This window comes from Actinophytocola sp. NPDC049390, from assembly GCF_044466355.1.
GTDB lineage: Bacteria > Actinomycetota > Actinomycetes > Mycobacteriales > Pseudonocardiaceae > Actinophytocola.
Genome location: NZ_JBITMQ010000013.1, coordinates 131620 through 145557, shown reverse-complemented (window position 1 = coordinate 145557; position 13938 = coordinate 131620). Strand labels below are relative to the sequence as shown.

Annotated in this window: 11 protein-coding genes; 9 read left to right on the top strand and 2 right to left on the bottom strand. The window is 70.5% G+C overall.

Annotated features, from left to right (window positions below):
• Nucleotides 1-267: 267 nt before the first annotated feature.
• The 8 genes from ACIBVP_RS32195 (at nucleotide 268) to ACIBVP_RS32160 (ending at nucleotide 11596) form a co-directional block, all read left to right on the top strand.
• Nucleotides 268-1224: a zinc metalloprotease gene (locus ACIBVP_RS32195; protein WP_396110167.1), complete on the top strand. Its 957-nt coding sequence runs from the start codon at nucleotides 268-270 to the stop codon at nucleotides 1222-1224.
• A 168-nt stretch (nucleotides 1225-1392) separates the two neighbouring features.
• Nucleotides 1393-3225, top strand: a complete 1833-nt coding sequence (gene treS, locus ACIBVP_RS32190; protein ID WP_396110166.1) for a maltose alpha-D-glucosyltransferase — start codon at nucleotides 1393-1395, stop codon at nucleotides 3223-3225.
• Nucleotides 3222-4571 (top strand): aminoglycoside phosphotransferase, encoded by a 1350-nt coding sequence (locus tag ACIBVP_RS32185; protein WP_396110165.1) that lies wholly within the window; start codon nucleotides 3222-3224, stop codon nucleotides 4569-4571. The genes treS and ACIBVP_RS32185 overlap by 4 nt, the downstream gene beginning before the upstream one ends.
• Nucleotides 4572-4743: 172 nt before the next feature.
• Nucleotides 4744-5175 carry a CBS domain-containing protein gene (locus ACIBVP_RS32180; RefSeq protein WP_396110164.1) on the top strand — a complete coding sequence of 144 codons (432 nt, stop codon included), beginning with the start codon at nucleotides 4744-4746 and terminating at the stop codon, nucleotides 5173-5175.
• 38 nt (nucleotides 5176-5213) lie between these two features.
• Nucleotides 5214-7394: a 1,4-alpha-glucan branching protein GlgB gene (glgB, locus tag ACIBVP_RS32175; protein ID WP_396110163.1), complete on the top strand. Its 2181-nt coding sequence runs from the start codon at nucleotides 5214-5216 to the stop codon at nucleotides 7392-7394.
• Nucleotides 7395-7437: 43 nt separating this feature from the next.
• A complete protein-coding gene (locus ACIBVP_RS32170) occupies nucleotides 7438-8607 on the top strand; it encodes an MFS transporter (RefSeq protein WP_396110162.1) in 1170 nt (389 codons plus the stop codon).
• A 19-nt stretch (nucleotides 8608-8626) separates the two neighbouring features.
• On the top strand, nucleotides 8627-10015 hold the full coding sequence (locus ACIBVP_RS32165; RefSeq protein ID WP_396110161.1) for a neutral zinc metallopeptidase: 1389 nt from the start codon (nucleotides 8627-8629) through the stop codon (nucleotides 10013-10015).
• Nucleotides 10016-10141: 126 nt separating this feature from the next.
• Nucleotides 10142-11596: an aminopeptidase gene (locus ACIBVP_RS32160; protein WP_396110160.1), complete on the top strand. Its 1455-nt coding sequence runs from the start codon at nucleotides 10142-10144 to the stop codon at nucleotides 11594-11596.
• A gap of 67 nt (nucleotides 11597-11663) precedes the next feature.
• On the opposite strand, the gene ACIBVP_RS32155 is transcribed toward ACIBVP_RS32160, so the two are convergent.
• Together ACIBVP_RS32155 and ACIBVP_RS32150 are read right to left on the bottom strand one after the other, a co-directional pair.
• Nucleotides 11664-12596, bottom strand: a complete 933-nt coding sequence (locus ACIBVP_RS32155; RefSeq protein WP_396110159.1) for a tetratricopeptide repeat protein — start codon at nucleotides 12594-12596, stop codon at nucleotides 11664-11666.
• A gap of 60 nt (nucleotides 12597-12656) precedes the next feature.
• Nucleotides 12657-12953: an MTH1187 family thiamine-binding protein gene (locus ACIBVP_RS32150; RefSeq protein WP_396110158.1), complete on the bottom strand. Its 297-nt coding sequence runs from the start codon at nucleotides 12951-12953 to the stop codon at nucleotides 12657-12659.
• Between the two features lie 70 nt (nucleotides 12954-13023).
• Here ACIBVP_RS32150 and ACIBVP_RS32145 point away from each other — a divergent pair, with 70 nt between their 5' ends.
• Nucleotides 13024-13527 (top strand): MarR family winged helix-turn-helix transcriptional regulator, encoded by a 504-nt coding sequence (locus ACIBVP_RS32145; RefSeq protein ID WP_396110157.1) that lies wholly within the window; start codon nucleotides 13024-13026, stop codon nucleotides 13525-13527.
• Nucleotides 13528-13938 lie beyond the last annotated feature (411 nt).

Below are 13938 nucleotides of genomic sequence, written 5' to 3'. Positions count from 1 at the left end.
ACAACAGACAGGTCCTCCCGCGCCCCCGCGCACATCCTGGCGTCGTTTGCGAGCATCCGGCGCCCCCGCGGACATCCACGAAACCCACAACTCGGTATGCCAGGGAACGCGACTCGCGCTGTTCGGGGGCGCGACTCGCGTGAAAACCGGTAATTGTCACCTGGGATTCCTTGTGTGACAAGGACTTTCTCTGTGGTCGCGCAGGACGTACGGTCCGATGCATGGCGTGACGTGCATGGGTCACGCCCCCTGCTGAGAGGTACGTGTATGTCCCCGAGAAGAACCACCGTGGCGCTCGCCGCGTTCGCCATGTCCGCGGCCGCGTTCGCGGTGCTGCCCGCGGCGTCCGTGGTCGCCGCGCCCAGCACCCACTCCGACATCGCCGGCGTCGAGTGCGCGACCGATGAGGGCTCGGCCGCGCGTGTCCGTCCCGGTGAGCACGACCACGGGCTCCACGAGCGCAACGAGGTCTCCGCGAAGGAGGCCGCCGCGGCCGAGAAGGAGGCCAGGGCACGGCTCGCGGCCCGCGGTGGCGACGTCCAGCTCCAGGCCGTCACCACGATCCCGGTCGTGTTCCACGTCGTGTACGGCTCGGACGGCACGGGCAACGTGTCCGACACCCAGATCAACGCCCAGATCGCCGAGATGAACCAGGACTTCGCGGGCGGCGAGTCGTCGCAGGCCGCGAACACCGAGTTCCAGTTCACCCTCCAGACGGTCCGCCGCTGGCAGAACGACGCCTGGTTCAACGACCCCGACAGCGCCTCCGGTGAGGCCGCGATGAAGACCGCCACGCACGAGGGTGACGCGGGCGTGCTGAACATCTGGTCCACCAACACCGGCTACCTCGGCTACGCGACCTTCCCGTCGTGGTACGCCGCCGACCCGGAGCTGGACGGCGTCGTGATCCAGTGGGGCTCGCTGCCGGGCGGCCCGATCGCCAACTACAACCAGGGCAAGACCGCCACGCACGAGACCGGCCACTGGCTCGGGCTGTACCACACGTTCCAGGGTGGTTGCAGCAGGAACAACGACTACGTTGCCGACACCCCGGCGCAGCGCACGTCGACCACCGGCTGCCCCGCGGGCAAGGACACCTGCGCGTCGGCGGGTGTCGACCCGATCCACAACTACATGGACTACAGCTACGACAGTTGCTACAACCAGTTCACCCCGGGCCAGAAGTCCCGCATGCAGACGCAGTACGCGGCCTACCGCGCATAACCAACACCGGCACGGGCGCCGTTTCCCACACGGGAACGGCGCCCGCGTCGTGCACGATGCGGTCGCAGCGGTGACCATGGAGAGTGGGGTTGCGAGGAACCTGGCACCATGATCCGCAACCCCTACAAAGGCTGTTGGGGTAAGTGCTGACCAAGTAAAGGTGCGGGAATGACCGATACGCCGGAGGTCGCGCCGGACACCATGCGTCCGGACGCCGGCCTGGGGCTCGAAGGAGTGCCACACACGGGAGAGGCCGTCACCGCCGACGGTCACCTCGTCGAGCCGAACGCGGACGACTTCCGGCACGCGAGATCCGCACCGAAGCAACCGGACTGGTACAAGACCGCGGTCTTCTACGAGGTGCTGGTCCGCGCCTTCAACGACTTCACCAACGACGGCACCGGCGACCTGCGCGGTCTCGCCGACAAGCTGGACTACCTGCAGTGGCTGGGCGTCGACTGCCTCTGGCTGCCGCCGTTCTACGCGTCCCCGCTGCGCGACGGCGGCTACGACATCTCCGACTTCCGCGCGGTGCTGCCGGAGTTCGGCACCGTCGAGGACTTCGTGTACCTGCTCGACCAGGCCCACCGCCGCGGCCTGCGGGTGATCACCGACCTGGTGCTGAACCACACGTCCGACGCGCACCCGTGGTTCCAGGAGTCGCGGCAGCACCCGGACGGCCCGTACGGCGACTACTACGTCTGGTCCGACTCCGACGAGGCGTACCCGGACGCGCGGATCATCTTCGTCGACACGGAGTCGTCCAACTGGACCTACGACCCGGTGCGCGGCCAGTTCTACTGGCACCGGTTCTTCTCCCACCAGCCCGACCTCAACTACGAGAACCCCGAGGTCGGGGACGCGATGATCGACGTCCTGCGGTTCTGGCTGGACCTGGGCATCGACGGCTTCCGCCTCGACGCGGTCCCCTACCTCTTCGAGGAGGAGGGCACCAACTGCGAGAACCTGCCGCGCACGCACGAGTTCCTGAAGCGCTGCCGCAAGGTCGTCGACGACGAGTACCCGGGCCGGGTGCTGCTCGCGGAGGCCAACCAGTGGCCCGCGGACGTCGTCGCGTACTTCGGTGACCCGGCCACGGGCGGCGACGAGTGCCACATGGCGTTCCACTTCCCGCTGATGCCGCGGATCTTCATGGCCGTGCGGCGGGAGTCGCGCTTCCCGATCTCGGAGATCCTGGCGCAGACGCCGCCGATCCCGTCCGGCGCGCAGTGGGGCATCTTCCTGCGCAACCACGACGAGCTGACGCTCGAGATGGTCACGGACGAAGAACGCGACTACATGTACTCCGAGTACGCCAAGGACCCCCGGATGAAGGCCAACATCGGCATCCGGCGGCGCCTGGCGCCCCTGCTCGACAACGACGACAACCAGATGGAGCTGTTCACGGCCATGCTGCTGTCGCTGCCGGGCTCCCCGGTGCTGTACTACGGCGACGAGATCGGCATGGGCGACAACATCTGGCTCGGCGACCGCGACGCGGTCCGCACGCCGATGCAGTGGTCGCCGGACCGCAACGCGGGCTTCTCGCGCTGCGACCCCGGGCGGCTGTACCTGCCGGTGATCGCCGACCCGGTGTACGGCTACCAGGCGGTGAACGTCGAGGCACAGCTGAACAACACGTCGTCGCTGCTGCACTGGACGCGGCGGATGCTGCAGGTGCGGCGCGAGCACCCGGCGTTCGGCCTCGGCGAGTTCGTGGAGCTGGGTTCGTCGAACCCGAGCGTGCTGGCCTACCTGCGGCACCTGCCCGCGGACGGCGAGCACCCGGAGGACCTGGTCATCTGCGTCAACAACCTGTCCCGCTTCCCGCAGCCGGTCGAGCTGAACCTGTCCGAGCACGCGGGCCGGGTGCCGGTGGAGCTGACGGGCGGCGTGCGGTTCCCGGCGGTCGGCGAGCTGCCGTACCTGCTGACGCTGCCCGGGCACGGGTTCTACTGGTTCCAGCTCACCTCCGAATCCGACGAAGGCGAGACCCCGTGACGGTGATCCGACCTGCCGAACTGGCCGAGGACCTCGGCGCGGAGTTGTTACGGTGGCTCGTCGGGCAGCGTTTCTTCCGCACGAAGGGCCGCGCGGTCTCCTCGGCACGCACGCTGCGCTCGTCGGTGCTGATCGACGGCGACCCGGCACTGGTGCACGCCATGGTGTCGGTGGACGACGGCGACCCGTACCAGCTGCTGTTCGGGGTGCGCGAGGGTGAGCACGACACGCTCGCGCACGCGGTGATCGGCAGGCTGGACGGCCGGACCGTGTACGACGCGCCCCAGGACCCGGACCTGATGGGCAGGCTGCTGGACCTGCTCCTGGAGCGGGGAACCGTGGCGGGGCTGCGGTTCGAGGCGGACCCGTCGGTCCGCCCGGGGGCCCGGCCCCGGCTGATCGGCGTCGAGCAGAGCAACACGTCGCTGGTGTTCGGGAACGCGATCCTGAAGCTGTACCGGCAGCCGGAGCCGGGCCGGAGCCGGGACGTGGACCTGCACCGGGCGTTGGCGGGCAACCCGCACATCGCGGCCCCGCTGGGTGTGCTGACCGACGACCGTCCACAAGAGCCGGTCGTGCTCGGCTTCGCGCAACGGTTCCTGCCCGACGCGGTGGAGGGCTGGGCGACGGCGACGGCGAGCGTCCGCGACCTGCTCGCGGAGGGCGACCTGCACGCCGACGAGGTGGGCGGCGACTTCGCGGGCGAGGCGGGCAGGCTGGGCGCTGCCGTGGCGGAGGTCCACAGGGCGCTCGCGGAGGCGACGGGCGTGCGGCGCGTCGGCCAGGAGGCGCTGGCCGAGGAAGCGGACGCCATGCACGCCCGGCTGGACGTGGTCCTGTCCGAGGTGCCCGCGCTGGCCGCCGAGGAGGCGTCGCTGCGCGCCGCCTTCGACGCGGTCCGCGCGATCACCACCCCGGTGACCGTCCACCAGATCCACGGCGACCTGCACCTCGGCCAGGTCCTGCGCACCACGGCGGGCTGGGTGCTGATCGACTTCGAGGGCGAGCCGGGCGCGACCCCGGCGCAACGCGCGATCCCCAGGTCACCGCTGCGGGACGTGGCGGGCATGCTGCGCTCGTTCGACTACGCGGCGTTCCACCTGCTCCCGGGCAACGACGACCCGCAGGACGACCGTCAGCGCCTGACGCGCGCCACGGAGTGGTCGGACCGCAACCGGGCGGCGTTCCGCGCGGGCTACGCCGAGGTCGGCGAGGACCCCGACGACCACGCCGTGCTGCTGCGCGCGCTGGAGCTGGACAAGGCGGTCTACGAGGTCCGCTACGAGCACAACAACCGCCCGGACTGGCTGGAGATCCCCCTGGCCGCGATCCAGCGCCGCGCCTGACCGCCAGTGCTGATGGACCCCTTCAGTGCGCTGAGCGTGCCGAAGGGGTCCTTCGGTGCGCTCGGGGGGCGGCTGAAACGCCGTCTAGCGGCCACCGCGACCCGTGGTTAGCCTGGGATCAAATGGTCATCAACGCCGATGGCCAACACGCCGGAGAGATGCGGGGTGTCACATGCGGGTCGCGGACTTGTTGCGCAGCAAGGGTTCCGAGGTGGCCACGGTGCCGCCCAGGGTGTCGGTCACCGGGTTGCTCGAGGATCTGGCCCGGCACAACGTCGGTGCGATGGTCGTCCTGTCGGAGGCGGGTGAGGTCATCGGGATCGTGTCAGAACGGGACGTCGTGCGGCGGCTGGACGAGCGCGGAGCGGAGCTGCTCACGGCGCCGGTCGAGGAGATCATGACCACGCAGGTGGTCACGTGCACCCCGAACGAGGGCGTCGACAGCCTCGCCGCGATCATGACCGAGCGCCGGATCCGGCACATGCCGGTGGTCGACGACGGCAGGCTCGTCGGCATCGTGAGCATCGGTGACGTCGTGAAGAGCCGGATCCAACAGCTCGAGTCGGACCGGGAACAGCTGGAGTCCTACATCGCCCAGGGTTGATGAGCACGTCACCCGGGTCAGCGGCAGAATGAAGGACGATGAACGCGAACCCGGGCATGCCCCCCGCCGACGACCTGCGCCGGCTGCTCGCCGGCGCGCACCACGACCCGCACTCGGTGCTGGGTCTGCATTCCGACCACTCGGGCACCACGGTCGCCCGTGCCTACCGCCCCGGCGCGAAGGCCGTGGCGGTGGTGGCGAACGGCGACCGCACGCCGCTGGACGAGGTCGCCGACGGGGTGTTCGCCGGTGTCCTCGCGGACAACCCGGGCGCCTACAGGTTCGAGGTCGACTACGGCAGCGACCCGGTCGTCGTCGACGACCCGTACCGCTGGCTGCCGACGCTCGGCGAGCTGGACCTGCACCTGTTCGGTGAGGGCAGGCACGAGAAGCTGTGGCAGGTCCTCGGCGCCCACGTCCGTTCCTACGAGACCCCCGAGGGTGTCGTGGCGGGCACGTCGTTCGCGGTGTGGGCGCCGAACGCGCGCGGTGTGCGGGTGTGCGGCGACTTCGACGGCTGGGACGGCCGCGCGAACCCCATGCGCTCGCTCGGGTCGTCCGGCGTGTGGGAGCTGTTCGTCCCCGGCCTGCCGCCCGGCACCTGCTACAAGTTCCGCATCCTCGGCCCCGACGGCAACTGGCACGAGAAGGCCGACCCCATGGCGTTCTCGACGGAGGTGCCGCCCGCGACCGCGTCCCGCGTGACCCTGTCGGCCCACGTCTGGTCCGACGACGAGTGGCTCGCCCGCCGGGACGCGACCGAGTGGGTGTCGGCGCCGATGAGCGTCTACGAGGTGCACCTGGGGTCGTGGCGGCCCGGCCTCGGCTACCGCGAGCTGGCGGAGCAGCTCACGGACTACGTGGTGGACAACGGTTTCACGCACGTCGAGCTGCTGCCGGTGGCCGAGCACCCGTTCGGCGGCTCATGGGGTTACCAGGTCACGTCGTACTACGCGCCGACCGCGCGGTTCGGGTCGCCGGACGAGTTCCGGCACCTGGTCGACGCGCTCCACCGGCGCGGCATCGGCGTGATCATGGACTGGGTCCCCGCGCACTTCCCTCGGGACGCCTGGGCCCTGGCCCGTTTCGACGGCACGCCCCTGTACGAGCACGGCGACCCACGCCGCGGCGAGCAGCCGGACTGGGGCACGTTCGTGTTCGACTTCGGCCGCACCGAGGTCCGCAACTTCCTCGTCGCCAACGCCCTGTACTGGCTCGAGGAGTTCCACATCGACGGCCTGCGCGTGGACGCGGTCGCCTCGATGCTGTACCTGGACTACTCGCGCAAGGAAGGCGAGTGGCTGCCGAACGTCCACGGCGGGCGCGAGAACCTGGACGCGGTCCGGTTCCTGCAGGAGCTGAACGCGACGGTGTACAAGCACCACCCGGGTGCGGTCATGATCGCCGAGGAGTCCACCGCGTGGCCCGGCGTCACCCGGCCGACCCACCTCGGCGGTCTGGGGTTCGGGTTCAAGTGGAACATGGGCTGGATGCACGACACGCTCAGCTACGTCGGCCACGACCCCGTGCACCGGTCCTACCACCACAACGAGCTGACGTTCTCGCTGATGTACGCGTGGAGCGAGAACTTCGTGCTGCCGCTGTCCCACGACGAGGTCGTGCACGGCAAGGGTTCACTGTGGACCCGCATGCCCGGCGACGACTGGAACAAGGCGGCCGGCCTGCGGTCGCTGCTCGCGTTCATGTGGGCGCACCCCGGCAAGCAACTGCTGTTCATGGGCGGCGAGTTCGGCCAGCCCGCCGAGTGGTCGGAGAGCCGGTCGCTGGACTGGCACCTGCTGGAGTCGCCGCTGCACGCGGGCATCCAGCGGCTGGTGGCGGACCTGAACCACACCTACCGCGGGCAGCCGGCCCTCTACATGGCGGACCACCGGCCAGAGGGCTTCCACTGGATCGACGCGAACGACTCGGCCAACAACGTCGTGAGCTTCCTGCGGTTCGACCCGAACGCGCCGAACGAAGTGCTGGCGTGCATCGCGAACTTCGCGGGCAACCCCCACGAGAACTACCGGGTGGGCCTTCCGTTCACGGGCCACTGGCGCGAGGTGCTGAACACCGACGCCCAGGGCTACGGCGGCTCCGGCTGGGGCAACATGGGCACCGTGGCGGCGGTCGACCAGCCGTGGCACGGCCAGCCCGCGTCGGCACTGCTGCAACTCCCGCCGATGGGCGTGCTCTGGCTGGCCCCCGAGGCCTGACCTGCCCCGAAGGACGCATTCGGGACGCTCGGTAGCCTGGCGCGTGCGCCGATATCGCGACCTGCTCACGATTCCGGGGGTCGGCAGGCTGACCGCGTCCGTGCTGCTGTCGCGCGTCTCCACGTCCATGTTCAACCTGTCGCTGCTGGTCGCGACCACGCAGCGGTACGGCTACGCCGCGGCGGGTGTGGTCCTCATGGTCTTCGCGGTGGCCAACTCGGTCGCCGGGCCCGTGCGGGGCCGCCTCGCCGACCGGCACGAACCCCGGCGTGTGCTGCTCACGCTGCTCGCCACGCACACCGTCGCGTGGGCGGGCCTGCTGGCCGGGCTCCTGACCGCGGCACCGATCACCGTGCTGTGCCTCGGGGCGGCCGCGCTCGGGATCACCGTCCCGCCCGCCGGACCGGTCGTCCGCGGGCTCTGGCCCACGATCGTCCCCGAGGAACGGCTGCCCACGGCGTACGCGTTCGACGCCGCGCTGAACACCGCCACCTTCCTCACCGGCCCGATGATCGCGGGCGGGCTGCTGCTGTTCGTGCCCGCACCGGCCACCGTCGCGGTCACCGGCGGCGTCAAGGTGGTCGGCGACCTGCTCGTCGCCCTCTCCCCCACGCTCCGCGGCACACGCGGCGAGACCGCGGCCACCCGCGGCTTCTTCGGACCGCTCGCCCTCGGCCGGGTCCGGCTGCTGCTCGGCATGATCGTGCTCGACACCTTCGCGTTCGGCTGTCTGGAGGTCGCCGCCGTGGCCGCCGCGTCCGGGCGGGGCACCGCCGGGGTGTTCACCAGCGCACTTGCGCTCGGGGCGGTCGTCAGCGGCATCGCGTACGGGGCGCGCGGCTGGCCGGGAAGGGCCAGGACGCAGCTGGTGGTGCTGCACACGGGCGGCGCGCTCGTGCTCGCGACCGGCGGGTTCGCCGGGGTGGTGCTCCTGGCCGTCGCGTACGTGGTGTACGGGCTGGTCACCGGGCCCGTGGAGACCCTGCAGCAGGTGCTGATCGGCGACGCGACCCCCGAAGGGCAGCGGATCGAGGCGTTCGCGTGGGTGTTCAGCGTGATGTGGGCGGGTTTCGGCATCGGCACGACCGTCGCCGGGCGGCTGGTCGACGACGGTGCGCCCGCGGGTGCGCTGTACGCGGCCGCGTGCGCGCAGGCGCTGGTCGCACTGGTCGCGATGACAGGAATGCGCCGTACTCACGACAGCGACACCTGAAGAACGGCACACTGGAAGCGTGCGCCTGCGACCCGCCCTCGCCCTGATCGTGCCGACGCTGCTCGCGGTGACGGCATGCACCACCACGGTGGCCGGTGTCCCGACCAACGGCGACTCGGTCGTGACGGAGGACCCCGGCGGGCAGGGCGGCGTCGACCCGTCGTTCGTGCACAACACCGACGGCGGCGAGATCGACCGGCTCGCCGCGACCGTCATCACCGACGTCGGGCAGTTCTGGGAGGGCACGTTCCCCGCCGCGTTCGACGAACAGTGGGAGGACCTCGAGGGCGGCTACTACTCGGTCGACACGGCGGACGACGACGCGAAGGCGCCGCCGTGCACGCGGCGCGCCTCGGACGTCGAGGGCAACGCGTTCTACTGCCCGACCGAGGACGTCATCGCGTGGGACCGGGCCGCGCTGCTGCCCGTGCTGAAGGAGAAGTTCGGCGAGGCCGCCGTCATGTTCGTGCTGGCGCACGAGATGGGCCACGCCGTGCAGCGGCGGACCGGGCTGTCCATCGCCGAACAGCGCAGCAACCCCGAGAAGTACCCGACGATCCTCATCGAGGCACAGGCCGACTGCTACGCGGGCGCGTTCGTGCGCTGGGTCGCCGACGGCGAGGCCGAGCACCTGACGATCTCCAAGGACCGCCTGGACACGGCCATGGAGGCGCTGGTGATGTTCCGCGACCCGGTCGGCACCGAGCAGTCCGACCAGGACGCGCACGGCGACGCGTTCGACCGGGTGTCCGCCTTCCAGGACGGCTACGACCAGGGTGTCGACCTGTGCAAGGACATGAGCGTGGAGAACCGCACGTTCACCCAGCGCGGCTTCCTGTCCGCGGACGACGCCGAACGCGGCGGCAACCTGCCGTTCGAACAGCTCCTGACGAGCATCACGCCCGACCTGGAGGCCTTCTACAAGGCCACGGTCGCCGATCGCGGCAAGCAGTGGCAGACCCCGGAGGTGAGGACGTCGGACGCGTCACCGGAGTGCGCGCAGTCCGACCAGGGCCCCATCGCGTACTGCGCGGACGCCGGCGAGATCGACGTGGCCGTCGGTGACGAGCTGCCGGAGCTGCACACCGAGATCGGCGACTACGCGACCGGCACGATCCTCGCGTCGCGGTACAGCATGGCGGCGCTCGCCGCGCTCGGGAAACCACTCGAGGGCGAGGACGCGCAGCGCGAGCTGCTGTGCCTGACCGGCGCGTACACCGGCACGCTGATCACCAGGCAGGAAGGCTTCTCGCTGTCGCCGGGCGACCTGGACGAGGCGATCCAGGTGCTGCTGCGGTTCGACTACCCCGGCCGCGACGCCAAGGGCGACGCGGTGGCGACCGGCTTCGACCGGGTGTCGCTGTTCCGGACCGGCGCGCTACAGGGTGTGAACGCCTGCGAGCTGTGACTGACGTCCGGTTTGTCTGGCTGTCGGTTCCCCGTACGTGCACCTGATCGGCCCAGTAGGGTTCCGGTCAGTCAAGACGGTTAGTGAACGGGGAACAGCGTGGGAGTGCGAGGTACGCGGGTACGGGTGGGACTCACCCTCGCCGCCGTCGCCGTGATGGTGGGGCAGCTCGGGGGGTGCGGCCAGACGGTCGCGGGCAACCCGACCGTCGAGGGGGGCATCGACACCACCGACGCCGGGGGGCTCGAGGTGACCGACGGGCCGACCGGGGCGCGGGAGGGCGTGCCGGACGCCGACCTGGAGGTGGAGAACTCCGACGGCGGCGAGATGGACCGGCTGGCGCTCAACGCGGTCGCCGACCTGTACGACTACTGGGACGAACAGCTGCCGAAGCACTTCGACGGCGAGAAGTTCACCCACATCGAGCGCCTGGTGTCCTACGACTCCGAGGGCGAGCCGTTGACGTTGTGCGGCACGACCACCAAGGACTTCCAGAACGCCTTCTACTGCGGTGGCGGCGGCGAGGACATGATCGCGTGGGACCGCGGCGTGCTGCTGCCCGCGCTGGCGGACACGTTCGACCCGATCTCGGTGGTGGGCGTGCTGGCCCACGAGATGGGGCACGCCGTGCAGTTCCGCCTCGGCGAGAAGAGCAACATGAGCCAGTCCACCCCGACGATCGTGCGGGAGCAGCAGGCGGACTGCTACATGGGCAACTTCATGCGCTACGTGGCCGAGGACAAGGCCAAGCACTTCCAGCTCAACACCGGTGAGGGCCTGAACCAGATCCTCGCCACCCTGTTCTCCATCCGCGACCCCGCGGGCTACGACCACATGACCGAGGGCGCGCACGGCCTCGCGTTCGACCGGGTCTACGCGTTCCAGGAGGGATTCACCAAGGACCCCAAGCGGTGCGCGGAGATGGACTCCGAGGAGATCGATGGCCGTATCGCGGAGGCGGAGCGCAGCGAGAAGGACGAGCAGGTGGACGGCAACGTCGACCTGACGGAGAAGAACCTCGGCCTGCTGCAGGACAGCCTGGACGAGGCGTTCAAGGAGAACGGCGCCGAGCAGCCGGAGATCACCGACAACGGCTCGAAGTGCAGCCAGGGCGAGGCGACGTCACCCGCGACGTACTGCGCGGAGGAGAACATCGTCGGCATCGACGTCGAGAAGCTGCAGCAGATCGCGAAGGCACCTGCCGAGGGTGGCCAGCCCAACGTCGACGGCGCGGGCATCGGTGACTTCGCGGCGTTCGCGGAGATCGCGTCCCGGTACACGCTCGCGATCCAGAAGCAGGTGGGCGCGGACCTGGCGAACGAGAACGCGGGCCTGCGGACGGCGTGCCTGACCGGCGCGTGGGCGAAGACCACGGTCGACGAGGACCAGAACGAGGTCGACGGCAAGCTGCACATCGCGGTCGGTGACCTCGACGAGGCGGTGGCCGAGCTGCTGCAGGACGACAGCCTGATCGCCGCCGACGTGAACGGCAAGCAGGTCAAGTCCGGTTTCGCCCGAGTCGAGGCCTTCCGCCGCGGCTACTTCGACGGCTCCGGCACGTGCACGGAGCAGTTCTCGTAAGGAACGAAAAGAAGGGGTCCTTCGGCACGGGGCAACCGTGCTGAAGGACCCCTTCAGTGCGTTCCGGTCAGTACAGGGCGCTTGCCAGGTCGCGGCGTGCCTTGCCGACCACCGGGTCGTCGGCGGGGAACAGGCCGAACAGCTCGACGAGGTGGGTGCGCACCCGGTCCCGGTCGCTGCCCGACGTGCGCCGGACCGCACCCAGCAGCCGGTCGAACGCCTTCTCCACCTGGCCCTGCGCCATCTCGACGTCCGCGGCGGCGAGCTGGGCGTCGACGTCCTCGGGGGACGTGTCGGCGCGCACCACCACGGACGGGTCGGCGGCCTCGGCCCTGGCCTGGAACCTCACCTGCGCCAGCGCGGCCTTCGCCTGCTCGTTCGCGGGCTCCTCGTCGAGGATCTTCTGGTAGGCGGCCGCGGCGCCGTCGTAGTCGCCGTTCTCGAGCGCGGTCTCGGCGGCGACGAACCGCGGGTCCTCCGGCTCCGGCTCGGGCTCGGGCGCACCGGCCTCCGCGGCGCGGATGCCCGGCAGCCGGTCCCGCAGCGCGTCCAGCAGGCTCGCGAGCCACTGCCTGATCTGCGGCTCCGGTTGCGCGCCCTGGAACGCCTCGACCGGCTGGCCACCGGCGATCGCGACGACGGTCGGGATCGACTGCACGCCGAAGACCTGCGCGATCCTCGGGTTGGCGTCGACGTCCACCTTCGCGAGGATCCACGCGCCGTTGGCGGCCTCCGCCAGGCGCTCCAGCACCGGCGACAGCTGCTTGCAGGGCCCGCACCACTCGGCCCACAGGTCGACGACGACCGGCACCTCCAACGACCGCTCGACCACCTCGGCCTGGAAGGTCGCCTCGGTGACGTCGATCACGAAGGCGCCACCGCCCCCGGCCGGGGCGACGGGCGCGGCACCGTCGGGTGCGGGCGCGGGGGCCCGGTTGGTCGCCTCTGCTCTGGCCTTCAGCGCGGACAGGTCCACCGCCCTGGACAGAGCGGCCGACATAGCTGCGGTTTGACGTGGATCTGGCCTTGTCACACGTCCATCCTGGCACGACCGGGGGAACTAGTCCGCAAGGTGCTCCTCGATCCGCTCGACCTTGGCCCGCATCTGCCCGGTGTGCCCCGGCCGGATGTCGGCCTTGAGCACGAGCGCGACCCTCGGCGCCGTCGCGGCCACCACGTCCACGGCCTGCTTGACCACGGCCATGACCTCGTCCCACTCGCCCTCGATGTTGGTGAACATCGAGTTCGTCTCGCACGGCAGGCCGGACTCCCGGACCACCCGGACCGCCTCGGCGACGGCCGCGCTCACGCTGTCCGACTCGCCGCCCGCGGGGGCCACGCTGAACGCCAGTAACACACCGACTCCTCTCGATCACGACACTGTGCGAAGGCACCCTGGCTGGTACCGACTGGTAACTTCAACCGGCATGAGCCACCGCGCCTTGCCGTTCGACCCGATCGCCCGTGCCGCGGAGCTTTGGGAGGGCCAGGTCGGACCGTCCGGCACGATGGCCGCCGTCACCAGCATCATGCGGGTCCAGCAGGTGTTGCAGTCCGCTGTGGACGCCGCGCTGCGCCCGCACGGGCTGACGTTCGCCCGCTACGAGGCACTCGTGCTGCTGACCTTCGCCAAGCGCGGCAGCCTGCCCATGCGCGTGATGGGCGAGCGGCTGCAGCTGCACCCGACGAGCGTGACCAACATCGTCGACCGCCTCGAGGCCGACGGCCTCGTCAAACGGCTCCCCCACCCGACCGACCGGCGCACCACGCTCGCCGAGATCACCGAGGCGGGCCGCGAACGCCGCGAGGCCGCGACGACGGCCGTCACCGACATCGACTTCGGGCTGCGCGGCCTGACCGAACGCCAGACCACGCAGCTCACCGACCTACTGGCCAAGGTCCGCAAAGCGGTGGGCGACTTCGAGGACTGAGGTCATGCCCTGAAAGACGCTTTCAGGACACTCAACCTGGATCCACCGGTGGTCAACCCGGTTGTTCCGGACCTGCGGCAAGCGCGGCCTGGTCAGACCCGCTTCGCAGCACCCGGCGGGCATCCGCCGGGTACCGTGCTGCGAGGGGCGCCTTCGCGGCATCGCCGAGTGCCGCGAAAGGCGCCTTCGCAGCACTGAACGCCGGTAATGCGCCTTTCACAGCACCGCCCGGGCGCTGCGCGCCCCAGCCCCGTGCACAAGCCGGGCGCTAGCCCACAAAGACGGCCTGCCTGCCCTCCCGTCGACCTGGCGAAGCCCGATCACGCCGGGTCAAGGGGGCCAGCCCGAACCAGCCCCCATGCCAAGGTGATGGCCCCCTTGACGCGGTGTGATAGCCCGGAGGGAGGTCGA